At 67.7% G+C, this 21028-nt stretch carries 20 protein-coding genes; 10 read left to right on the top strand and 10 right to left on the bottom strand.

All coding sequences use genetic code 11. From position 1 onward, the window contains the following. Positions 1-12: 12 nt before the first annotated feature. Positions 13-2319 (bottom strand): TonB-dependent receptor, encoded by a 2307-nt coding sequence (locus tag ACFFDA_RS17720; protein ID WP_404482108.1) that lies wholly within the window; start codon positions 2317-2319, stop codon positions 13-15. 152 nt (positions 2320-2471) lie between these two features. Here ACFFDA_RS17720 and ACFFDA_RS17715 point away from each other — a divergent pair, with 152 nt between their 5' ends. Together ACFFDA_RS17715 and ACFFDA_RS17710 are read left to right on the top strand one after the other, a co-directional pair. Beyond that, positions 2472-3485, top strand: a complete 1014-nt coding sequence (locus ACFFDA_RS17715; RefSeq protein ID WP_404482107.1) for an NADP-dependent oxidoreductase — start codon at positions 2472-2474, stop codon at positions 3483-3485. Next, positions 3482-4195, top strand: coding sequence for an SDR family NAD(P)-dependent oxidoreductase (locus ACFFDA_RS17710; protein WP_404482106.1), 714 nt, complete (start codon positions 3482-3484; stop codon positions 4193-4195). The genes ACFFDA_RS17715 and ACFFDA_RS17710 overlap by 4 nt, the downstream gene beginning before the upstream one ends. 147 nt (positions 4196-4342) lie before the next feature. Here the strand turns inward: ACFFDA_RS17710 and ACFFDA_RS17705 are convergent, their stop codons facing one another. Next, positions 4343-5101: an SDR family NAD(P)-dependent oxidoreductase gene (locus tag ACFFDA_RS17705; RefSeq protein WP_404482105.1), complete on the bottom strand. Its 759-nt coding sequence runs from the start codon at positions 5099-5101 to the stop codon at positions 4343-4345. A gap of 144 nt (positions 5102-5245) precedes the next feature. Here ACFFDA_RS17705 and ACFFDA_RS17700 point away from each other — a divergent pair, with 144 nt between their 5' ends. After that, positions 5246-6064 (top strand): SDR family NAD(P)-dependent oxidoreductase, encoded by an 819-nt coding sequence (locus tag ACFFDA_RS17700; protein WP_404482104.1) that lies wholly within the window; start codon positions 5246-5248, stop codon positions 6062-6064. Positions 6065-6218: 154 nt separating this feature from the next. Here ACFFDA_RS17700 and ACFFDA_RS17695 read toward each other — a convergent pair whose 3' ends face one another. After that, entirely contained in the window at positions 6219-7862 is a 1644-nt protein-coding gene (locus ACFFDA_RS17695; RefSeq protein WP_404482103.1) for an AMP-binding protein, read from the bottom strand. A gap of 150 nt (positions 7863-8012) precedes the next feature. On the opposite strand from ACFFDA_RS17695, the gene ACFFDA_RS17690 reads away from it, so the two are divergent. From ACFFDA_RS17690 to ACFFDA_RS17680, 3 genes are all read left to right on the top strand, one after another. Continuing rightward, positions 8013-9191: an aromatic ring-hydroxylating dioxygenase subunit alpha gene (locus tag ACFFDA_RS17690; protein WP_404482102.1), complete on the top strand. Its 1179-nt coding sequence runs from the start codon at positions 8013-8015 to the stop codon at positions 9189-9191. Positions 9192-9364: 173 nt separating this feature from the next. Continuing rightward, a complete protein-coding gene (locus ACFFDA_RS17685; RefSeq protein WP_404482101.1) occupies positions 9365-10156 on the top strand; it encodes a sugar phosphate isomerase/epimerase family protein in 792 nt (263 codons plus the stop codon). Then, complete coding sequence (locus tag ACFFDA_RS17680; protein ID WP_404482100.1) at positions 10153-10524, top strand: EthD domain-containing protein; 372 nt, start codon at positions 10153-10155, stop codon at positions 10522-10524. The genes ACFFDA_RS17685 and ACFFDA_RS17680 overlap by 4 nt, the downstream gene beginning before the upstream one ends. Positions 10525-10576: 52 nt before the next feature. On the opposite strand, the gene ACFFDA_RS17675 is transcribed toward ACFFDA_RS17680, so the two are convergent. The 6 genes from ACFFDA_RS17675 to ACFFDA_RS17650 form a co-directional block, all read right to left on the bottom strand. Continuing rightward, complete coding sequence (locus ACFFDA_RS17675) at positions 10577-10915, bottom strand: hypothetical protein (protein WP_404482099.1); 339 nt, start codon at positions 10913-10915, stop codon at positions 10577-10579. 100 nt (positions 10916-11015) lie between these two features. Next, positions 11016-11525, bottom strand: coding sequence for a VOC family protein (locus ACFFDA_RS17670; RefSeq protein ID WP_404482098.1), 510 nt, complete (start codon positions 11523-11525; stop codon positions 11016-11018). 52 nt (positions 11526-11577) lie between these two features. Then, on the bottom strand, positions 11578-13248 hold the full coding sequence (locus tag ACFFDA_RS17665) for an FAD-dependent oxidoreductase (RefSeq protein WP_404482097.1): 1671 nt from the start codon (positions 13246-13248) through the stop codon (positions 11578-11580). 37 nt (positions 13249-13285) lie between these two features. Next, positions 13286-14065 (bottom strand): SDR family oxidoreductase, encoded by a 780-nt coding sequence (locus tag ACFFDA_RS17660; protein WP_404482096.1) that lies wholly within the window; start codon positions 14063-14065, stop codon positions 13286-13288. A 62-nt stretch (positions 14066-14127) separates the two neighbouring features. Then, positions 14128-14940, bottom strand: coding sequence for an SDR family oxidoreductase (locus ACFFDA_RS17655; RefSeq protein WP_404482095.1), 813 nt, complete (start codon positions 14938-14940; stop codon positions 14128-14130). Then, positions 14937-15716, bottom strand: coding sequence for an SDR family NAD(P)-dependent oxidoreductase (locus ACFFDA_RS17650; RefSeq protein ID WP_404482094.1), 780 nt, complete (start codon positions 15714-15716; stop codon positions 14937-14939). Before ACFFDA_RS17650 ends, ACFFDA_RS17655 begins: the two co-directional genes overlap by 4 nt. Positions 15717-15876: 160 nt before the next feature. On the opposite strand from ACFFDA_RS17650, the gene ACFFDA_RS17645 reads away from it, so the two are divergent. Both ACFFDA_RS17645 and ACFFDA_RS17640 read left to right on the top strand, forming a co-directional pair. After that, positions 15877-17310, top strand: a complete 1434-nt coding sequence (locus ACFFDA_RS17645; RefSeq protein ID WP_404482093.1) for an SRPBCC family protein — start codon at positions 15877-15879, stop codon at positions 17308-17310. A gap of 4 nt (positions 17311-17314) precedes the next feature. Continuing rightward, positions 17315-18097: a ThuA domain-containing protein gene (locus ACFFDA_RS17640; protein ID WP_404482092.1), complete on the top strand. Its 783-nt coding sequence runs from the start codon at positions 17315-17317 to the stop codon at positions 18095-18097. Between the two features lie 111 nt (positions 18098-18208). On the opposite strand, the gene ACFFDA_RS17635 is transcribed toward ACFFDA_RS17640, so the two are convergent. Next, positions 18209-19330: an acyl-CoA dehydrogenase family protein gene (locus ACFFDA_RS17635; RefSeq protein ID WP_404482091.1), complete on the bottom strand. Its 1122-nt coding sequence runs from the start codon at positions 19328-19330 to the stop codon at positions 18209-18211. Between the two features lie 163 nt (positions 19331-19493). On the opposite strand from ACFFDA_RS17635, the gene ACFFDA_RS17630 reads away from it, so the two are divergent. Next, a complete protein-coding gene (locus ACFFDA_RS17630) occupies positions 19494-20267 on the top strand; it encodes a LuxR C-terminal-related transcriptional regulator (protein WP_404482090.1) in 774 nt (257 codons plus the stop codon). 238 nt (positions 20268-20505) lie between these two features. Then, positions 20506-21027 (top strand): GNAT family N-acetyltransferase, encoded by a 522-nt coding sequence (locus tag ACFFDA_RS17625; RefSeq protein ID WP_404482089.1) that lies wholly within the window; start codon positions 20506-20508, stop codon positions 21025-21027. The last annotated feature ends 1 nt before the right edge of the window (position 21028 follow it).

Raw genomic sequence — 21028 nt, 5'->3', positions numbered from 1 at the left:
GATGACGGGTGCCTAGAACTTCACCCCCACGGTCGCGCCGTAGGTACGCGGCTCCAGGGCCATGCCGAACGAGAACAGCCCGGCCACGGTGAAGGCGTGCGTCGTGGTCTTCTCGTTGGCGAGGTTGCGGCCGAAGACGCGGAAGTAGGCTTCCTTGTCGCCGACGTCGAAGTTGAAGGTCAGGCTGGCATCGAGAAGATCCTGCGTGGTGGTACGCACGCGGGCGTCGTTGCCGTTGACGGTCACCGCCGTGGTCTGGCCCGCCCCGTTGAGCAGGGGTGTCAGCGAATCCTGCGAGATCTGCTCGTCATAGGGGCTGATATGGCGCCAGCCACCCGTGGCGACGATCTTGCCGAAGCTGGTCGGCACTTCGTATTCGGCGCCGAGCGAGGCCGTGAACTTGGGCGCGTAGATCAGGTTGTTGGCCGAGTAGTCGAACGGCACCAGCCCGGTGCCGCAGTCATTGGGGGCGGCATTGGCAGTCGCGCCGCAAGTGATGAAGTTGCGGAAGTGCGACTTCATGTAGGCGGCCGAAGTGGTGATGCGGAAGAACGGCGTGACGCGCAAGGAGCCGTCCATTTCGATCCCCTTGATGCTCGCGCCGCCGGGCACGTTGCCGGTGATCGTCTGGTTCCCCAGCGGGCCGCCCGGCACGGTCAGGTTCTGCTGCATGTCCTTGTAGTCGGAATAGTAGCCGGCAAAGTTCAGTTCCAGCTTGCGGTCGAACGCCGAGAACTTGGCGCCGATTTCGTAGGCGTCGACGGTCTCGGGCTGGAATGGAGTGCTGGCGGTGGCGGCGGTGGCGGCGCGGGGGCTGAAGCCGCCCGAACGGTAGCCGCGCGACCAGCTGGCGTAGAGCATGATATCGCTGTTGGGGCGATAGTCGATGCCGACCTTGGGCGTGAACTTGGTGAAGTTGGCATCGCCCGACCCGATCAGCCCGGCCTGCGCGAAACTGTTGGTCAGCTTCTTGTTGTCGTGCGACCAGCGGCCGCCGAACGAGAGGCGCCACTTGTCGGCGAAGGCCCAGTTGAAGTCGCCGAAGAAGGCGTAGCTGGTGGTCTTGCCGACGTTGGTCTGCGGGTTCTGGTCGAATTCCGTCGGCGGGACGGACGGATCGAAGCCGAAGAAGCGGGTCCACTGCGTCAGGCTGTACTTCGAATGGAAGTAATAGCCGCCCACGACGTAGTCGAAGCCGGTGAACAGGTTGCCGGCGGCGCGCAGTTCCTGGCTCCACTGCGTGTACTTCTGGCGGCGGTCGACGTAGTAGAGGTCGCTCGACGAACCGTCGAAGTCCTGGGTCTGCGCTTCCTTGGAATGACGCCAGCCGGTGATCGAGCTGAGCTTGATGCCGCCCATGTCGTAGTTCATCTGAAGGGTCGCGTTGGGCGCCTTGTAGGTGCTTTTCGCGGGCAGGGTGAAGACGGTGTAGAGATCGGTCGTGTTGTTGCGGCCGCACTCGTTGGCGGCGATCAGCCCGCAGAACAGTTCGGTGCTGTTGGTGAGGTTGCTCACCACCGGCTCGAAGCTCTGCTTGACGTTCTCCACCGTGAGCTGCGCGTCGAAGCCCGAGCCGGCGGGCTCGAACAGCAGGCTGCCGCCATAGCTGTCGGCCTTGCTGCCGCCGGCGCGGGTATCGCGGATGGCGTTGCGGTAGAAGCCGTCGGATTCGTTGTGGAAGTACCAGGCCTTGACGCCCCAGGTCTCGCCATCGCCGTAGTTGAGGATCGCCTTGCTGGCCCAGGTATTCCAGCGGCCATAAGTGAACTCGGCCTTGCCGCCGGGCTCCATGGTCGGCTTGGTGCGGGTGATGTTGATGACGCCGCCGATGGTGTTGGCGCCGAACAGGGTGCCCTGGGGCCCGCGCAGGACTTCGATCTGGGCGATGTCGAAGGCGTCCTGCAACTGCCCGGTGTTGGTGCCGATGGTCACGCCGTCGACGACAACGCCCACGGTCGGGGTCTGCGACTTCTCGATGTCGGCATAGGTCAGGCCGCGGATCGAGATGTTGGCCGCCTGCGCGCCCGAATTCTGCTGGGTGATGAGCAGGCCCGGGGCCGCGCCCTGGAGGTCGCCGATGTTGGCCGAGGCCTTGTTCTCGAGCATCGCCGCGTTGATGGCGGTGATGGCGACCGGCGTTTCCTGCAGCGTTTCCGAGCGGCGGCGGGCCGAGACGATGATCTCGTTGGGGTCCACCACCGCGTCTTCCACGGCGGCCTGGGGCGCCGTATCCTGCGCGAATGCCGGCCCGGAAATGCATGTCAGTGAACTTGTGGTGAGCGCAGCGAGCCATGCACCACGAACATATGCGGATGCCATCAGATTATCCTCCCATGCAGCCGTAGTTGTCGCGGCCGTCATTGCCTGTTCACTATGCAACGGTTTGCGCCGGAACCTACCTGTCGATTTGCACAGGTGCACCGATGCTTTCGAAGGCCGACCAGTCCGGTAGAACAAGGAGACAAGATGCCATGGCCGAAAATCGGCGCTTCCTGCTCGCGCGCAGACCGCAGGGCTCACCCGTGCCGGACGATTTCGCACTCGTCGCGCAGGCGATTCCCGAGGTTCCTCCCGGCGGGATCGTGGTGCGCAACCATTATGCCTCGCTCGACCCCGCGCAGCGCGGCTGGATGGACGATGCGGAAAGCTACATGCCGCCGATCGCGCTGGGCGATCCCGTCCGGGCGACGACGGTGGGCGTGGTGCACGCCTCCGACAATCCCGACTTCACGCCCGGTCAATGGGTCATGGGGCTGAACGCGCTCGAGGACTATTCCGTGGCGATGCCCGGCGGCTTCACGATGCCGATCGACGTCGCCGCCGTGGCCTCGCCTTCGAACTACCTCTCGGCCCTGGGTGCGGTGGGGCTGACCGCCTACTTCGGCCTGACCGAAGTGGCCAGGCCCAGGCCGGGCGAGACGTTGCTGGTCTCGGGCGCGGCGGGAGCGGTCGGCTCGGCGGTGGGCCAGATCGGCAAGATCATGGGCTGCCGGGTGATCGGCATCGCCGGCGGCGCCGACAAGTGCCGCCGCCTGGTCGAGGACTACGGCTTCGATGCCGCCATCGACTACAAGGGCAAGGACCACGACGCGCTCGTCTCCGCGATCACCGAGGCCGCGCCGGAGGGCGTGAACGTGGTGTTCGAGAACGTCGGCGGGGCGGTGCTGGAGGCGGAAGTCTTCGCTCTTGCGCACAATGCCCGCATCCTGCTGTGCGGGCTGATCGCCGAGTACAACAGCCCGGAGAAGCTGGGCCTGAGGAACCTGTGGCAGGTCCTGGCCCGCCGCGCGACGATCCACGGCTTCCTCATCGCCGACTACGCCGACCGCTTCGCGCAAGGCGGGGCGCAAATGGCGCAGTGGCTGGGCGAGGGCCGGCTGCGCGCCGACGAGGACGTGCAGGAGGGGCTGGAGAACGCCTATCCCGCCTTCATGCGGCTGTTCTCCGGCGCCAACACCGGCAAGCTGGTGCTGAAGATCGCATGAGCGGGCGGCTCGAGGGACGCCGGGCGATCGTCACCGGCGCGGGGTCCGGGATCGGCGCCGCCGTCGCGGCAAGGCTGGCGGCGGACGGGGCGCAAGTCTTCACCGCCGATATCCGGGGCGAAGTGGACTTCGTGGCCGACCTCACGGGCGCGGACGTCAATACGCGACTGGTCGCGGCGTCGGTGGCGCGGATGGGCGGGGTCGACACGGTCGTGCCCTGCGCCGGGATCAGCGCCTTCCATCCGCTCGAAGGCCACGACGACGCCTATTTCCAGCGGGTGCTCGACGTCAACCTGGTCGCCGTGTTCCGCCTGGTGCGCGAAGCCGCGGCGCATCTCAAGGCGCACGGCAGCGGACGGGTCGTCACCATCGGCTCGACCACCTCGACGTACGGGGACGAGGGCCTTTGCGCCTATTCCGCCTCGAAGCATGCGGTGCTCGGCCTGACCCGGTCGATCGCGGCGGAGCTGGGGCCGTTCGGCGTCACCGCCACTTGCGTCCAGCCCGGCGCCATCGACACGCCGATGACCGCGCCTGCCTTCGAGCAGATGCCGGAATACCGCACCTTCTGGGAGGGCAAGGCGCCGCTGCGCCGGCTGGGCCGCCCACAGGACATCGCCGACGTCGTCGCCTTCCTGTGCAGCGAGGACGCGCGCTTCGTGTCGGGCCATGGCTTGTGGGTCGATGGCGGCGCGATGGCGCGTCACTGACGTGCGGGGGACATAAAAAGGCGGCGGACCCGAGGGGCCCGCCGCACTGTTCCTCTGGAGGAGGGAACGCTCAGAAGCCGTTCGGAAAATGCCTGAATGGCATGTTCGAGCGGCGCATCCGGCTATCGCCGGATCTTCAAACGGCTCTCAGAACTGGATGCGCTTGGTGTAGCCACCGTCGACCACCAGGTTGGTTCCGGTCGTGTAGGAGGAAGCCGGGCTGGCGAGGAACACGATGCTCCTGGCGACTTCCTCCGCGCCGCCCCAGCGGCCGAGCGCGAACTGGGCTTCGGTGGCCTCGTAGAGTTCCGGCGCCATCTCGCGGATCGCTTCCCAGTTGCCGCCGGGGAACTTGATCGGTCCGGGCGAGACGCAGTTCACGCGGATGCCCTGGGCGCCCACCATCTGGCCCAGCTGGCCCGAATAGGCGATCAGCGCGGCCTTCATGGCGTTGAAGGCCTGCGGGACGATGAAGGTCTCGGTCCCTGCGGTCGAGGCCATGATGACGATCGCGCCGGCGCCCGATTCGGCGAGGAAGGGCTGGAGCGTCTCGCAGCCCAGCACGGTGCCCTTGATGTCGGCGGCGAAGCAGGCTTCCCAGTCGCCCGTCGCACCCGAGCCCGAGGCACTGGCTCCGGGGACGAAGATGTCGCAGCCGCCGAGCTTTTCCGCCGCCGACTTGAGCCAGGCGACGTAGGCCTCGTGGTCCAGCAGGTCGAGCGGCTCGCCGAAGACCTTGCCGCCGTGCTTCGAGAGCGATTCGACCGTTTCGGCGACCTGTTCGGCATTGCGCGAGAAGAACGCGATGTCGCAGCCTTCCGCCGCGAAGATTTCCAGCGCGGCGCGGCCGATGCCGCGGCTGCCGCCCGTGAGAATGACCTTCTTGCCCTTCAGTCCGAGATCCATTGCGTAGCTCCTCTGCCTAGCGCGTGTTTTTTGTACCCACGTGCTTTCGGCGCTCGGGCGCGGGGAGGCCACTATTAGTTTGGTCAGGAATGCACGGAGGCGCGGCGTGCTAGCGATCCCGTGACAAGCGAGAGGAGAGGTTGCATGGCAGGTTCCGGCAAGGGGCGTCTCGAAGGCAGGCGGGCGTTGATCCTGGGCGCCAGCAGTCCCGGCAACATGGGCCAGGCCATCGCCCGGCGACTCCTGGACGAGGGCGCGCGCGTACTCGTCTCGGGCCGCAAGGACGATGTGCTCGCCGATTTTGCTGCGCAGCACGAATGTGCCTGGGCAACTTGCGACCTCACCGACAAGGCCAGCGTCGATGCCCTGGCCGACAGCGCGGCGCAGGCGCTGGGCGGCATCGACATTGCCGTCAACGCCACCGGCTGGGGCCTGCTCAAGGGCTTCCTCGAGACCACGCACGACGAACTCATGGCGATGACCATGCTGCAGTACGTCGGGCCTTTCCACTTTTACCAGGCGATGGTGCGCAAGATGGCGCGCTCGGCCGGCGGGGAGGGTGGCTCGATCATCCAGATCAGCTCGGCGACCGCGACGATCATGCTCAACGACCATGCCGCCTACATGGGCACCAAGGCCGGCGCCGACCATGTGATCCGCTGCGTCGCCCACGAGTTCGGCAGCGAAGGCGTGCGCGCCAATTCGATCTCTCCGGGCCTGACCGAAACGCCGATGACGTCCGACGCCAGCCAGGTCCCCGGCCTGTTCGAGGCCTTTCTGGCGGGCTATCCGCTGGGCCGCATCGGCACCAGCGACGACATCGCCGCGGCGGTCGTCTGGCTGGCGAGCGACGAGTGCTTCATGACCGGCGAGAACCTGCAGGTAAACGGCGGCTTGACCTTGCGACGCAATCCCATGAAGAGCGAGATCGACGCAGCCGTCGCGGCTGCAACGGGGGCCTGATTTTTCCGTTCCTGGGGAGGAAGGGCCGGCGGCGGCGTCCATGGGACGCCGCCGCCGATTCCGGTTTTCGGGGTGGTTGGACAGGTGCGGCGATGCTTGAAATCCATGCCCGCACTCCTTCCCATCGCGTTCCGCGACAGGGAGGAACGGGCCATTACGCCGGTGCGCTGACCAGGGCCTTCACTTCCGCGCGCAGCAGGTCCTTGCGTACTTTGCCCGAGGCGGTGCGCGGGAAGTCCTCGCGGAACTCGAAGCGCTCGGGGATCTTCTGGCGCGCCAGGCCGCTGTCGGCGACGTGGGCGGCCAGGTCCTGCGCGCCGGGCGCATCGCCTGCGGCAATGATGTAGGCGCAGACGCCTTCGCCCAGCCGCTCGTGCGGCATGGCGACCACGGCGGCCTCGCGCACCAGCGGATGGGCGTGGAGCACGTCCTCGATCTCCTTGGCGGAGATGTTCTCGCCGCCGCGGATGATGAGGTCCTTCTTGCGGCCGGTGATGGTGATCGCGCCCTCGGGCGTGCGGACGCCGAGGTCGCCGGTGCGGAAGTAGCCGTCCGCGGTGATCGCCTCGCGCGTCTGCGCCTCGTCGGCGTAACCCAGCATCATGCCCGGGCCGCGAGCGAGGATTTCGCCTTCCTGGCCGTCGGCCAGGTCGTGGTCTTCGTGGTCGACCACCCGGACTTCGTAGTCGACGATGGCCCCGTCGGTGGTGGCGGCCAGCGCCTCGACGTTGGGCCAGCCGAACGTTACGAGCGGCACTTCGGACGCGCCGAAGACGCGGAAGGCGCGGCAGTGGTCGAAGGCGGCGTTGGCGGCCGGGATGAGGTCGGCCGGGACCGCAGCGCCGCCGCAGGCGAAGAAGCGGAAGCTCGGCAACCGGTTGCCGCGTTCGCGCGCCGCCGCCGCCAGTTCGACGAGGAACGGCGTCGCCGCGACAGTGCCGACCGCCTGGTGCCGGTCGATCAGCGCGAGCGCCTCGGCCGCGTTCCAGCTTTCCATCAGCACCGTGCGGGTGCCGCAGACGAACGGCGCCTCCAGCCCGTTGGCATAGCCCGATACGTGGGTCACCGGCGAGGGCATCAGTGTCGCCTCGCCCGGCATGAGCCCCCAGTAGGTGCCGCTTTCGCGCAGGATGCGGGCGATCGAGACGTGGCTGTGGAGCACGCCCTTGGGCCGGCCGGTCGTGCCGGAGGTATAGAGCACCATCTTGACGCCGAGCGGGTCGACCTTCGGCCGGGCGAACGGCAGCGCGCGCCCTTCCTCGACGAGCGCGGCATAATCGTCCGGTCCTTCGCCGCGCACCGTGAAGACATGCTCGAGATCGGGCAGCGCGGCAGCGAGTCGCTGCGCCATCGCGGCATAGTCGAATCGCCGGAAGCTGGCCGGCACGAACACCGCGCGCGCGCCGCAGTCGGCCAGCATCAGTGCGACTTCATGGTCGCGATAGATCGGCACGACCGGGTTGACGACGAGGCCGGACATCGCCGCGGCGAGATTGATGACCATGGCCTCGCGCCAGTTCGGCACCTGGAAGGCGATCACGTCGCCGGGCCGGAGGCCGCGCGCGTGGAGCGCCGCGCTCAGCGCTTCGGCGTCGGCGACGACCTGGGCCCGGGTCACGTGCGTCTCGCCTTCGACCAGCGCGACGAAGCCGGGGTCGGCCTCGGCCAGCGCGGTCGCCTGCTCGGCGATCGTGCGTTCGTCCCACAGCCCGGCGCCCGCGAAGGGCGCCAGGTGCGGCGGCAGGCCACCGGGTTGCGATTCTAGCCATGCCCACGGGGCGCTTTTCCTCTCCATCATCGCTCCTGACTGCGCTGCGCGGGCGCGCAGGCCAACTGGCCAAAATACCAAGGAGGCCGAAATGAGGCTCGTTCGCCTATCACCTTGCGCAGCTTGTCGCCACGTCCGCGCTCGCGCAGGATCGCAGCATAAGGCAATCGGGAGAAGACCGTGGAACGCGTGAAGCGCATTGGCGACGTGGCCGAGATCATGCTCGACTACGTCGAGAACAAGAAGACCTACCAGACCGACAAGCCGCTTCGGGTCCCGACCAGCAGCTATACCGACAAGGACCAGTTCAAGGCCGAGATGGAGCTGGTGTTCAAGCGCGTGCCGCTGATGCTCGCGTTCACCGCCGAACTGCCCAACCCCGGCGACTACAAGGCGATGGACGCGGTCGGCTCGCCGGTGCTCATCAACCGTGACAAGCAGGGCAAGGTCCGCGCCTTCCTCAACGTGTGCTCGCACCGCGGCGCGCCGGTCGCGCCCGACGGCACCGGCAACTGCTCGCGCTTCACCTGCAAGTACCACTCGTGGACTTACGGCGCCGACGGCCGCCTGATCGGGATTTCCGAGCCGGGCACGTTCGGCGAGGTCGACAAGGGCCGGATGGGTCTGCGCGAACTGCCCTGCGAGGAGCGCGGCGGCATGATCTTCGTCAGCCTCACGCCCAACGCGCCCATGGACCTCGATACCTATTTCCAGGGTTTCCTCGAGGACTTCGACGCGCTCGACTTCGCCAACTGGACCTATCTCGGCAACCGCACCATCGAGGGCGCGAACTGGAAGATCGCCTTTGACGGCTACCTGGAAGGCTACCACTTCAAGTCGCTCCACCCCGAGACGATCTTCCCGCGCACGCCGTCCAACTGCACGCACTACGAAGGGTTCGGGCCGAACATCCGGATCGGCTTCCCGCAGCACACCATCGCCGAGCAGCTCAAGGATGTCCCGCGCGAGGAATGGGGCAACCGCGAGAACTACGGCTACGATTTCGTGCGGATCTTCTTCCCCAACGTCTCGATCTTCATTGCGCCAGAGATCACCCAGGTCGCACAGCTGTTCCCCGGGCCCACGCCCGACCGCAACCGCACCGTGCTCAACTACCTGCGTCGCGACCCGATCAGGGACGAGGCGGACCGCGAAGGCGTCGAGGCGGCGATGAACTTCTTCCGCGACGTGACCTACGAGGAAGACTACGTCATTGGCCTGGAAATCCAGCGCGGCTTGGAATCGGGCGCCCACGACGACCTGACCTTCGGCAAGAACGAGCGGGGCAACCAGTACTTCCACGAATGGCTGAACTGGTATCTGGAAGACGACGCCTCGTTGCCCCAGCCGGAGATGTGACCGCCGGAGATGTGACCGCCGGAGTTGTCGCCTGCCGGCCGCGCTTGCGCCGGCGGGCAGGGCACGCCTTGATCGTATTCTCGTCATTTCCGTGAAGGCGGGGATGACGAGGAGGGTCAAGGCAAGATCACGCGCCGGCGCCATCGGAACCAACGGCTTGGGAGAGCCCGAACATGCACAAGTTGTCACTCGCATCGGGCGTATTGCCCGAGTTCGGCGCGGTCGACGTGATCGAGGCCGGGGCCGCCGCCGGGTTCGATGCGGTGGGCCTGTGGGTCGATCCGCTGGAATGGACCGCGCAGCATACCCGCGACGCCAAAGCCGCCCTGGCGCGAACCGCCCTGCCGGTGCTCGACGTCGAGGTGGTGTGGATCAGGCCCGACACCGCGCTCGACGATCACCGCAAGGTGCTCGATGTCGGCGCGGAGCTGGGCGCGGGCAACGTGCTGTGCGTGTCCTCGCACCCCGAGGTCGGCGAGACGGTCGCGCAACTGGCGGCGCTGTGCCGCCATGCCGAGGGTTCGGGCATGCGCGTCGCGCTTGAGTTCGGGATCTTCACCGAGGTCAGGGGCCTCACGCAGGCACTGGCGGTGCTCGACCGGGTGGCCCATCCCTTGCGCGCGGTGCTGGTCGATCCGATCCACGTCGACCGTTCGGGCACCACCGTGGCGCAGATCGCCGCGATCGACCCCGCGCTGCTGCCCTATGCCCAGTTCTGCGACGCTCGCGGCCAGCGACCGGACCCGGCCGACTTTGCTGCCGTCATCACCGACGCCATCGACTTGCGCGAACAGCCGGGCGAGGGCGTGCTGCCGCTCGCCGCGCTGGTGCAGGCACTGCCGGCGGGCATTCCGCTGTCGATCGAACTGCGCTCCGCCGCCTTGCGCGACGCGTTCTCGCATCCTGCCCTGCGTGCCCGGGCCGTCCTCGACGCGACCCGCGGCTGGATGGAGCAACTGGCATGACCGTCACGGTGATAACCCTGCTCAAGCGTCGGCCGGACATGAGCCCGGACGCGTTTCGGGCCTATTATGAAACGAGCCACCGGGTGATCGGGGAGCAAGTGCTTGCCGGCTACGCCACCCGCTACGTGCGACGGTTCCTGACGCCGATGGACGGGATCGACCAGCCGTTCGACTGCGACGTGGTGACCGAAATCGACTTTCCTGACGTGGCCACGCGCGATGCCTGCTTCGCTGCGCTCGGCGATCCGGACACGCTGGCGATGATCGTCGCCGACGAGGAGCAGCTTTTCGACCGCAGCCGGATCAGGACCTTCTCCGTCGAGGACAGCGCCTCGGTCCTGCCGGCGGTGGGCGCAGCGGCGGGCTGACCGACGATACGACCTCAGGGGCGGATGGGTGTCAGCCTGTGCGGGACGGCCGCTACTGCCCCGTACCGACTTTCGATCCCCAGCGGTTGTCGCTCGGCACGAAGCCGATTTCCGCGAGCAGGTCGATCAGGCGCTGGCCATCGGCCTGCACACGGTCGACCCAGCCGTTGTGATCGAGGTGCCCGAGTACCGAGCGCTGGAACAGGCCCGCTTCGCGAACCGCATCGCGCAGCAGCAGCGCCGAGGGCCTTTCGGGGGCGACGCTGCTTCGGCGTCGGAGCGTCGGGGTGGCATCGACCGCGCGCAAGGGGAGGCCGGGCGATGGCGGGGCGGTTCCGTCAAGGGAGGTCGGGATTGCGCGCGGCGCGCGGTTCACGGTGTCGAATTCCACTTTCAGGCTCCCGGAGACGATCACGTGACCCGGCCCAGGCGCCGGGTTCGTCCTGCCTTCTGAACCCCTTGGCGGGGATTTGGTTTCCGGGAAAAGCGCTTCAGGCCCGGATCGGCAGGATTTCGGCGGTCTCGTGGATTTCGAGGATCTCGAACACGTTTCCGAAGAAATCGCGGCAATACGTACCTGTATAGCCGTGCCTGATACCATGCTCGTCGACGGTGATCCCCTCCAGCGCGGGCGGGGTGTGGACCGGCAGGCCGGCCGCGACGATGCGCTCGTGCACGGCGGTGATGTCCTCCACCTGCAATGCCATATGGGTGTAGCCGTATTCGTTGACGCCCCGGCGGGGGTCCTGCGCGGCCTGGCGCGGGGCGTCGTACCGGAACACCTCGATCTGCAGGTTGCCCAGGCGGCAGAAGAACTGCTCGGCGGCGCTGCCTTCCAGCCCCACGATCCGGTCGATGAAGGGATTGTCGGCCCAGCGCAGCGGCGCGACTTCCTCGACCGCGCCCAGGATGTCGAGGTAGAACTCGCGGGCCTTGGCAAGGTCGGGCACGGAGACGCCGATGTGGTGGACGCCGATGACGCCGGGGAGTTTGCGCGACATGGATGGGCTCCTCGTGGCCTCGTCCCGGGTGTGACCCGGGACGAGGCGGGAATCAGGCCGGAACCTGTGCTGCCACCTCGGCGCCGACGTTGCGCTGGGCGGCGTGCCTGCCGGCAAGGTAGCCGAACACCATGCCCGGGCCGAGGGTGCCGCCGCCGCCGCCGTAGGTCATGCCCATCATCGAGCCCATCGCGTTGCCCGCCGCATAGAGCCCGCCGATCGGCCTGCCGTCGAGGTCGATGACGCGGCCCAGGGTGTCGGTCTTGGGACCGCCCTTGGTGCCGAGCGCGCCGGACTTGACCTCGGCTGCGTACCAGGGGCCGCCTTCCAGCTTGCCCAGGGTTGCCTCCTTGCTGCCCTTGTGCGCAGGGTCGCCCCAGTACAGGTCGTAGTAGCTCTCGCCTCGGCCGAAGTCCTCGTCGCGGCCGTTCTCGACCATCGTGTTCCAGCGCGCGACGGTAGCCTCCAGCGCGCCGGCGGGAATGCCCAGCGTCTCGGACAGTTCGTCCAGCGTGTCGCCGCGCGCGATCCAGTCGGCGGGGGTCTTCGTGTGCTCGCCGGCGTCGGCGGTGCCGATCAGTTGTGCGTCGAGGAAGCCCCACTTGTCGTAGAAGCTCTGGTTGAACACGCACCAGGCCGGCAGGTTCGCCCAGGAACAGGTGTTGAGGTCCTGGACGTGGAACGCGGCGCCGAAGGCGTTGTAGTTGGCGGCCTCGTTGGTGAAGCGCTTGCCGGTCCGGTTGACCATGATGGTGCCGGGCAGGGTGCGCTCGCCGGTGAACAGCATGCGGCCCATCGGGTTGAGCGGCGCCTCGACCACCGGCATCCACCACGCCTCGCGCATCGAGGACAACATTGCGCCGGCCTTCATCGCCATGCGCAAGCCGTCGCCGGTGTTGGTCCTGATCGAGACCGGGGACGTGAGGGGGCCACGCAGGAAGGCGGTCTTGAACGCCTCGTCGTGCTCGAAGCCGCCAGTGGCTATCACCAGATTCGGGGTGTCGAGCCTCGTGCCGTCGTCGAGAGTGACGCCGGTGATCGCACCGTTCTCGATCACCAGGTCCTTGCCGCCGGTGCCGAGGAGAAACTCCACGCCCCGGTCGAGGCACCCGCGCAGAAGGCGGCCGACGAGGGCATGGCCAAGGCCGCGCTCGTCGTTTTCGGCGCGGCGCCGGGCTTCCTCGGGCGGCAGCGGGTCGGGCACGGCCTGCGCCAGCGAGGTCTCGCCCACGGTAAAGTAGACGTGCGGCCAGTAGTAGGGCGAGACTTCCACCTTGTCGCGCCACTCGCCCAGTTCGCCATAAGGGTAGACGGCGCATTCGAGCGTACGGCCGCCTCGGCTGGCGGCGCCGGGCTGTTCGGGGTGATAGTCGGGGAAATGCGGCACGACCATGAACTGGACGGGGGTGTTCTGCTCGAGGAAGGCGACCATCTCGACTCCGCCGTCGACGTAGGCCTCGGCCATGGCCGGCTCGATCAGCCCGTTGGACATCGATTCGAGGTAGGTCAGCGCCTTCTCGCGGCTGTCGTCCTTGCCGTAGGCCTGCTGATGCGGATTGCACGGAATCCAGATCTGCCCGCCCGACCAGGCGGAGGTGCCGCCCAGTTTCTCGCCCTTCTCGACGACGAGCACGCTGGCGCCGTGTTCGGCTGCGGTCAGCGCGGCGGTCATCCCTGCCGCGCCCGATCCGAGCACGACGACGTCGTATGCCTTGTTGGTCATTTTCTCTCTCCCGACGGGCTCTTCGTCCCGAATGAAATCAAACCTGGCTGAAGCCTCCGTCCATCACGAGTTCGTCGCAGGTCATGAAGCTGGAGGCCGCGCTGGCGAGGAAGACCACGCCGCCGGCCATCTCCTCGGGCCGGCCGAGGCGCCCGATCGGGTGGGCGACGTTCATCGCCGCGATCGAAGCCTCGCGCGAGGGTGCCGCGCCCAGCTCGATGTAGCGATCCATGATCGAGTTCAGCATGGGCGTCTCGATCCCGCCCGGATGCACCGAGTTGACGCGGATGTTGTACTTCAGGGCGGCGAACTCCGCGCCAAGGCACTTGGACAGCATCTTGATCGCCGCCTTGCTGACGCAATAGGCGGCGTTGAAGGCCGCACCGCGCAGACCGCCGACGCTCGAGAAGTTGATGACGGATGCGCCCGACAGCCTCGCCTTGCCGCCTTCCTTCAGCAGTTCGAGCATGACTTGCGTGCCGATGATCGCGGAGTCCACGTTGATCGCGTTGACCTTGTGGAACTCGCTGAGCGGCGTGTCCTCGAACCTGGTGACGATCGAGAAGCCGGCATTGTTCACCAGCACGTCGAGGCGCCCGTACGTTTCGCGCACCAGCGCTTCGGCCGCGCGCCAGTCGGCCTCGCTGGTGACGTCGTGCCGGAGGTAGTGGTCGGCGCCTTCGATCTCGGCGCTCTCGCGCAAGTCGGTGGCGATCACGGTGGCGCCGGCGGCCTTCATGGCCTTGACGATCTCGCGGCCGATGCCGCCGGCGGCGCCGGTGACGAGCGCGATCGTGTCGGGGAGGGCGATGGTCATTTCAGGGTCTCTTCCGCTCTTGTTCTTGTCTTGTCGTCCCGGCCTGCGCCGGGACGACGGCCTCACTGCGCGGTCCAGCCTCCGTCCACCACCAGCTCCGCGCCGGTCATGTACGAGCTGTCGCTGCCGGCGAGGAAGTACACCGCGCTCGCCAGTTCCGACGGATCGGCCAGCCGCCCGATCGGCGTCTTGCTGGACATCAGGTCGACGAGGTCCTCCGCCTTCGCGGCCACGCCCTTGTCGACCCAGCGCTGGAAGCCTTCGTTCAGCAGCGGCGTTATCACGAAGCCGGGGTGCAGCGAATTGGCGCGGATCGGCATCTTCTTCTCGGCGAATTCCAGCGCGATCGACTTGGTGAACAAGCGCACCGCGCCCTTGCTGGCGTTGTAGCCCGACACCTCGCTCATGCCGACGAGGCCCATGATCGAGCTGACGTTGATGATGGAGGAGCCGCCTTTCACCTCGGCGCCGCTCGCTTCGAGCAGCGGCACGAATGTGCGGGTGCCCAGGAACACGCCGTCGACGTTGATGGACATGATCCGGCGCCAGCCCTCGAGCGAGGTCGTTGCGACCGGGCCGGTGAGGTCGATGCCGGCATTGTTGACGAGGATGTGCAGCTTGCCGTGGCGCTCGGTCACGGCGGCGAGGGCCTTGGCCCAGTCGTCCTCGCTGGTGACGTTGGCCTGCACGTAGCTTGCCGCCTGGCCGAGCCGGGCGAGCGTTTCCGCCGCCTCCTCGGGGGAGGACAAGTCGGTGAGGACCACTTCGGCGCCCTCGGCCAGGAACCGCTCGACGCAGGCGAGGCCGATGCCCCGCAAGCCGCCCGAAACCAGCGCGACGCGGCCCTTGAGCCGCTGCGAACCCAGATCCGTCATACGCCGTTCATTCCTGCAGTGGACGCGCCGTCCATGGTGAATTCGCTGCCCGAGCAGAACCGCGCCTCGTCGCCGGCGAGCCACGCGACCATGCCGGCCACTTCCTCGACCGTCGCCATGCGGCCCATCGGCGAGAGTCCTTCGTAGGCGGCGCGGGTGGCGACCGGATCGGCGGACTTGTCGATGAGGTTGACGATCAGCGCGGTCTCGACGACGCCCGGAAGCACGGCGTTCACGCGGATCTTGTACTTCTGGTTGCCGGCGTGGACGGCGGCCGACTTGACCAGTCCGATCACGGCCGACTTCGACACCGAATAGGCGCAGAAGTTGCCCATCGCCCGGTGCGCGTTCATCGAGGAGTTGACGATGATCGAGCCGACCGGCCCGTCCGGGTTCCGGGCCATCGCCCGCATCGCGTGCTGCACGGTGAGCATGACGCCGGTGAGGTTCACGCCGATGATGTTGTTCCAGCCCTCGATGGAAACGTCCTCGATGCTGCCGTCGCCGCTTTCGGTGCCGGCATTGGCGAAGGCGATGTCGAGGCGGCCGTGGGTTGCGAGGATGTGCGCCATGAGCCCGTCCCAGGCGGCGGCATCGGTGACGTCGTGCTTGACGAACTCGGCTCCGGTGGCGGCGCATAGCACATCGGCGGCCGCCTGGTTGGAACCGGTGAAAATAACCCTGGCACCTTCGGCGCAGAGGCGCTCCACGGTGCCGGCGCCGATGCCGGAGGTTCCTCCGGTGACGAGCGCCACCTTGCCTTCAAGCCGCGTCACGGCATTCTCCCAACTTGCGCCAAACTCTATACTGGCCGCACTCAACATGGCGTATCCTCGGCCCTCGACAACCTATGATTAGAGCAAGGTGACTTGGCGCCGGCGAAGGTCCAGACAGGCCTCCAAACAGGGTAATCCGTGCTTGGGAGATTGATTGCCGATGGCCGACCGTGACCCCGAAATCGCCACGAAACTGGGTGAAGACCGCAGCGAGGGCATAAGCTGGGCCGAGCTGATGGCGCAGGATTCGCGGCAAGCCCCCGCGATCCTCACCGAGGAAAGCTACACCTTCCGCGGCTCCGACCCGATCCCGGCGGAGCGCTACACCAGCGAGGCCTTCGCGCAATTGGAGCGCGAGCGGATGTGGCCCTACGTGTGGCAGTTCGTCGCCCGCGAGGAGGACCTGCCCGAAGCCGGCGACTTCATCGTCTACGAGAACGCCGGGCGTTCCTACCTCGTCAGCCGCCAGGACGACGGCTCGATCCGGGCCATGCACAATGTCTGCCTCCATCGCGGGCGCAAGCTGCGCACCGACGAGGGCACCGCCGACAAGTTCGTCTGTCCCTTCCACGGCTTCGCCTGGAAGAAGGACGGCAGCTTCGATTCGATGCCCTGCCAGTGGGACTTCCCGCACCTGGTCGAACAGAACCTCGATCTGCCGGCGGCCGAAGTGGGCCGCTGGGCGGGCTACGTGTTCCTGCGCGAGGAACCCGGCGGGCCGAGCCTCGAGGAGTTCCTCGCCCCGCTGCCCGAGCACTTCAAGCGCTGGCGGCACGAGGAATGCGCCAGCGTCATGCGCGTCGCCAAGGAAGTGCCGGCCAACTGGAAAGTCGTGATGGAGGCCTTCATGGAGGCCTGGCACACGATCGTCACCCATCCCCAGTTGCTGCCCTTCACCGGCGATTCCAACGCCGCCTACTGGACCTGGGGCGACAACGTGAACGTCAACCTCGTCCCCTTCGGGGTGATGAGCCCGCATATCGAGCAGGGCCAGGGCGAGCAGTGGATCGTCGACGAGTTCGTCAAGTACAACGGCCGCTCGGGCGACAACTACGAAGGCGAGGCTTCGGCCAACCCCATGGCGATCACCGTGCCCGAGGGCATCACCGCCCGCGCGGCACTGGGCGCCGCGATGCGACAGGCCTATACCGAGAGCACCGGCTACGACCACTCCGAGGCGACCGACGCCGAACTGCTCGACGCGCTGGTCTACAACGTGTTCCCGAACTTCGCGCCCTGGGGCGGCTACATGCCCAACATCGTCTACAACTGGCTGCCCGGAAAGACGCCCGACACTTGCATCATGGAAGTGCGGGTGCTGGCGCGCATTCCCAAGGGCCAGCCGATCCCGCGCGGCGCCCCGCTGAAGTTCCTGACGCTCGACCAGAAGTGGACCGAGGCGCCCGAACTGGGCATCCTGGGCGACGTGTTCGAGCAGGACATGGACAACCTCCCTTACGTCCAGCAGGGTCTCCATGCCTCCAAGAACGGCAAGGTGAACTTGGGCAACTACCAGGAAATCCGCATCCGCCAGTTCCAGGATACCATGATGAAATACATCGAGGGCGACCTCGGCGGATCGAAGCAGGCCTGACCCGATGAGCGACACGGAAAACGAAGCGGCGCGGCCGCCGCGCATCAACTGCGTGCTCGTCTGTGGCGGCGTGTGGCACGACATGGACTTCGCCCGGCTGGAGCTGCTCAAGCTGCTGGGCGAGGACCCCGCCGTGCGCACCCGCGTATTCGAGAACTACGAGACGCTCGACGCGCTGCGCGAGGCGGACGTGCTCGTCACGTATACTTGCGACGTCACGCCCTCGCTGGCGGCGCAGGAAGTGCTGCGCGACTGGCTGGCGGCGGGCGGGCGCTGGTATGCGCTCCACGGCACCAATTCGGTGCTGCGCCTGCTTGCCGACGGGCCCGACGCCGGGCTGTGGGACGCGCCGCGCTGGGCGCCGCTGTTCATGGACATGCTCGGCTCGCAGTTCCTCTCGCACCCGCCGATCGCGCCCTATACGGTGACGGTCGCCGATCCCGGGCACCCGCTGGTCGCCGGTATCGAGGCGTTCGAGACCACCGACGAGCTTTATCACCTCGAAACCCACGGCGATCTCCACGTCCTGCTGGAGACCGACTGCACCGAGGAGGGCACCGGCTTCGTCGAGGCCAGCGATGCGCTCGGCAAGCAGCCGGTGATGTATCTCAAGGACCATGGGCGCGGCGCGGTGCTCTACAACACGCTGGGGCATTGCCGGGGGCACTACGACCTCCAGCCGATGCTCGACTGGTGGCCGACGGTCGACCGCTGTGCGTGGGACCTGCCGGTGTTCTACGAGTTGCTGCGCCGGGGGATGGGCTGGCTCAAGCAGCGCGAGCGGTAGGGCGGGCGCCTTCGTCCCGGGCTCGACCCGGGACCGTGGGCAAGGCCGCGGGCAAAAAAGAAGGGGCGGCCCGCAAGGGACCGCCCCTTTCGTCAGGCGTGGTCTGGAAAGTCAGTTCAGCAGCCCGGCATAGCGGTCGAGCGCAGCCAGCGGGCCCTCGGGCCAGCGCGAGAGCACCAGCAGCCGCTTGTGGCCGCCGCCGATGGCCAGTTCGTCGGTGACGCCCATGCCGCCGTGGAACTGGATCATCTCGTGGCCCAGCTCCACCGAGGCCGGCGCGATGAAGGCGCGGGCGCCGTGGACGGCCGGCGCGAAGGCCTCGCTGCCCCACGATACCAGCGCGAGGTTGAGCAGGGCGCGGCTCTGTTCGATCACCGCGTACTGGGCGACCATGCGGTGCTGGATCGCCTGGAACGAGCCGAGCGCTGCGCCGAACTGGTCGCGGGTGCGCAAGTAGTCGATCGTCTCGTGCAGCAGCCGCTCCATGATGCCGAGCGCCTCGGCGCTGCGGGCGAGCGAGGCGAGGTCGCCGGTCGCGGCGATCGCGGCGAGGCCGTCGTCGGCCAGCTTGTGGCCGGCGGGGACGAGGGTGCCCTGAAGGTCCAGCGAGGTCGCGACACTGCCGTCGGCCATCGTCCAGTCGCGAGTCGAGGCCCCGGCCGTGCCGGCGGGGACGAGGAACAGCGCGACGCCCTCCGCATCGCCCGGCGCGCCGGAAACGCGGGCCGAGACGACATAGCCATCGGCGCCGCCACCGGCCGCGCAGTAGGGCTTGGTCCCGGTGAGGCGCCAGCCGTCGCCGTCGGGGACCGCGGTGGTCTCCACCCAGGGCAGGCCGTCCCGGGTGCGCGCTTCGGCATGGGCGAGGGCGAGGCGCTTCTCGCCGATCAGCAGCGCGTCGAGCCATTCGCCGCGCAGGGCTTGCGGCGCGGTCGCGGCGAACAGGCGCCCGGCCATCACCACCGCTTCCGCCAGCGGTTCCACCACGAGGCCGCGGCCCAGCGCCTCGAACACGGTGGCGATGCCGGTGGCGTCGAGGCCCAGGCCGCCCAGTTCCTCGGGGAAGGGCGCGGCGATCAGGCCGAGTTCGCCCAGCAGCCGCCAGTTGGCGCCGGAAAACCCGCCGGGCTCGGCGAGGAAGGCGCGGCGGCTGTCGTGATCGTAATGGTCGGTCACGAAGCGCTCGGTCAGGGCCTTGAGCATTTCCTCGTCTTCGCTGAGGTCGAAATTCACGTTCCACTCCCGCCAGGCCGTTCCTGGTCTCGATGCCGGTCTATCACCAAGCGGCGGGCGCTTGCCGCTGGGCAAAAGGCTAGTCACAAAAAAGGCCTATGTGCCGGTTTCAAGCGATTGTGCGGCAGGATTCCGCGAGCTAAGAGAGTGTGGAGAGGATCCCATGCAACTGTTGTCACAGGAACACATCGACGCCGTCCGCGTGACGTCGCCCCAGGGGATCCGCGCGGCCGCCGAAGCGCTGCACCGGATTGCGATGGAGCACGGCATGCGCGCGGCCCCCGCCCACGACATCGCCGACAAGCGCACGCCTGTCGATGCGGAGGGCAAGATGCTGGCGACCGAGGTGTTCGGCTGGGGGAACGAGGAAAAGGTGTGGTGGCGCAATTCGCGCATCGCCCTCGACAGTCCGCTGACCACGGCCTGCCGCTTCGAGAGCCAGCCGTTCTGGGCCAATGCCGAAGGCTTCCGCACCCGCGAGCCCAACGCCTACCTCGCCTCGATCGAAATCGGCAATTTCGAGCAGCGGGCGATGACCCGCGCGGCTATCGGCGTTCCGGTGCACCTGCCGTTCGGCCAGATCGGCGCGGTCAGCTTCAACCCGCTCGACCGCGACAAGACCGACCTCTCGGAGGAGTTCGACCGGCTCTCGGACGCGTTGGGCCTCTACGCGCGCACGTTCATCGCCACGTACGTCCAGGTCATGGGCTCGACCCAGGCGCTGCCGCCGGCCTCGCGGCTGTCCAAGCGCGAGGTCGAGTGCCTGCGCTGGGCGGCGATCGGCAAGACCGACCTGGAAATCAGCATGATAATGTCGCGCAGCCGCGCCACCGTGCGCTTCCACATCCACAATGCGGCGACCAAGCTCAACGCGGTGAACCGCAGCCAGACCGTCTTCAAGGCGGCGCAACTGGGCTACATCTCGCTCCAGAACTGACCTCGCGCCGCGCCGTCCGGGCGGGCAAGGCGACACAGGTTTACACGGTTTACACGGTCCAGGAGGAACGGGCGTCGCCTTGCGCGCGCGGCCCGTCACCTTGCGGCGGGCGGATGGCCGGGGCGTGCGCGGATGATCGGGCCGGGACATGCGGCGAAGCTACCGCGCGGCGCCGGGTGTAGGAAAACGGTTTCGACCGCGTTAGAGCGCCCGTGCCTGCCACCATCGAAAGCCCCCCGTGCAGATACGTATCGACGATCCGACCGCAGCCCATGTCGCGGCCTTGCTCGCCCATCACTTGCGCGAACTGCAAAGCGTCATGGGCGAGCACGCCTTCGCGCTCGACGCCAGCGGGCTCTCGTCGCCCGGGGTGACGTTCTGGACCGCCTGGCGCGGCGAGGAACTCGCGGGCTTCGCGGCGCTCAAGCAACTCGGGGCGGGGCAGGGCGAGGTCAAGTCGATGCGCGCCGCCCCCGCCGCGCGCGGCACCGGCGTGGGTCGCGCGCTGCTGGAGCACGTCGTCGCCGAGGCGCGGGCTCTGGGGTTGCGCGAACTCTATCTGGAGACCGGGACGGCGCAGCTGCATGTCCCGGCGATCGCGCTCTATCGCAGCGCCGGGTTCGTCTCGTGCGGGCCTTTCGCGGACTACGAGGCGAGCCCGCACAACCAGTTCATGGTGCTGGGGCTCCCTTCGTCCACCTCGGATGAGGGGGTCCACCCGCTTCGCGGCGGCTTTCCTCCTCCTGCCCGGGAGGAGTGAG

It is taken from the genome of Novosphingobium sp. BL-52-GroH, from assembly GCF_044813085.1.
Taxonomy (GTDB): domain Bacteria; phylum Pseudomonadota; class Alphaproteobacteria; order Sphingomonadales; family Sphingomonadaceae; genus Novosphingobium.
The sequence above is the reverse complement of the archived record's forward strand: the minus strand, read 5'-3'. Positions and strand labels throughout refer to the sequence as shown.

Excerpts from the sequence above, each read along its gene's own strand:
- ACFFDA_RS17720 (WP_404482108.1), bottom strand. The coding sequence starts at position 2,319 with ATGGCATCCGCATATGTTCGTGGTGCATGGCTCGCTGCGCTCACCACA.
- ACFFDA_RS17715 (WP_404482107.1), top strand. The coding sequence starts at position 2,472 with ATGGCCGAAAATCGGCGCTTCCTGCTCGCGCGCAGACCGCAGGGCTCA.
- ACFFDA_RS17710 (WP_404482106.1), top strand. The coding sequence starts at position 3,482 with ATGAGCGGGCGGCTCGAGGGACGCCGGGCGATCGTCACCGGCGCGGGG.
- ACFFDA_RS17705 (WP_404482105.1), bottom strand. The coding sequence starts at position 5,101 with ATGGATCTCGGACTGAAGGGCAAGAAGGTCATTCTCACGGGCGGCAGC.
- ACFFDA_RS17700 (WP_404482104.1), top strand. The coding sequence starts at position 5,246 with ATGGCAGGTTCCGGCAAGGGGCGTCTCGAAGGCAGGCGGGCGTTGATC.
- ACFFDA_RS17695 (WP_404482103.1), bottom strand. The coding sequence starts at position 7,862 with ATGATGGAGAGGAAAAGCGCCCCGTGGGCATGGCTAGAATCGCAACCC.
- ACFFDA_RS17685 (WP_404482101.1), top strand. The coding sequence starts at position 9,365 with ATGCACAAGTTGTCACTCGCATCGGGCGTATTGCCCGAGTTCGGCGCG.
- ACFFDA_RS17680 (WP_404482100.1), top strand. The coding sequence starts at position 10,153 with ATGACCGTCACGGTGATAACCCTGCTCAAGCGTCGGCCGGACATGAGC.
- ACFFDA_RS17670 (WP_404482098.1), bottom strand. The coding sequence starts at position 11,525 with ATGTCGCGCAAACTCCCCGGCGTCATCGGCGTCCACCACATCGGCGTC.
- ACFFDA_RS17665 (WP_404482097.1), bottom strand. The coding sequence starts at position 13,248 with ATGACCAACAAGGCATACGACGTCGTCGTGCTCGGATCGGGCGCGGCA.
- ACFFDA_RS17660 (WP_404482096.1), bottom strand. The coding sequence starts at position 14,065 with ATGACCATCGCCCTCCCCGACACGATCGCGCTCGTCACCGGCGCCGCC.
- ACFFDA_RS17655 (WP_404482095.1), bottom strand. The coding sequence starts at position 14,940 with ATGACGGATCTGGGTTCGCAGCGGCTCAAGGGCCGCGTCGCGCTGGTT.
- ACFFDA_RS17645 (WP_404482093.1), top strand. The coding sequence starts at position 15,877 with ATGGCCGACCGTGACCCCGAAATCGCCACGAAACTGGGTGAAGACCGC.
- ACFFDA_RS17640 (WP_404482092.1), top strand. The coding sequence starts at position 17,315 with ATGAGCGACACGGAAAACGAAGCGGCGCGGCCGCCGCGCATCAACTGC.
- ACFFDA_RS17630 (WP_404482090.1), top strand. The coding sequence starts at position 19,494 with ATGCAACTGTTGTCACAGGAACACATCGACGCCGTCCGCGTGACGTCG.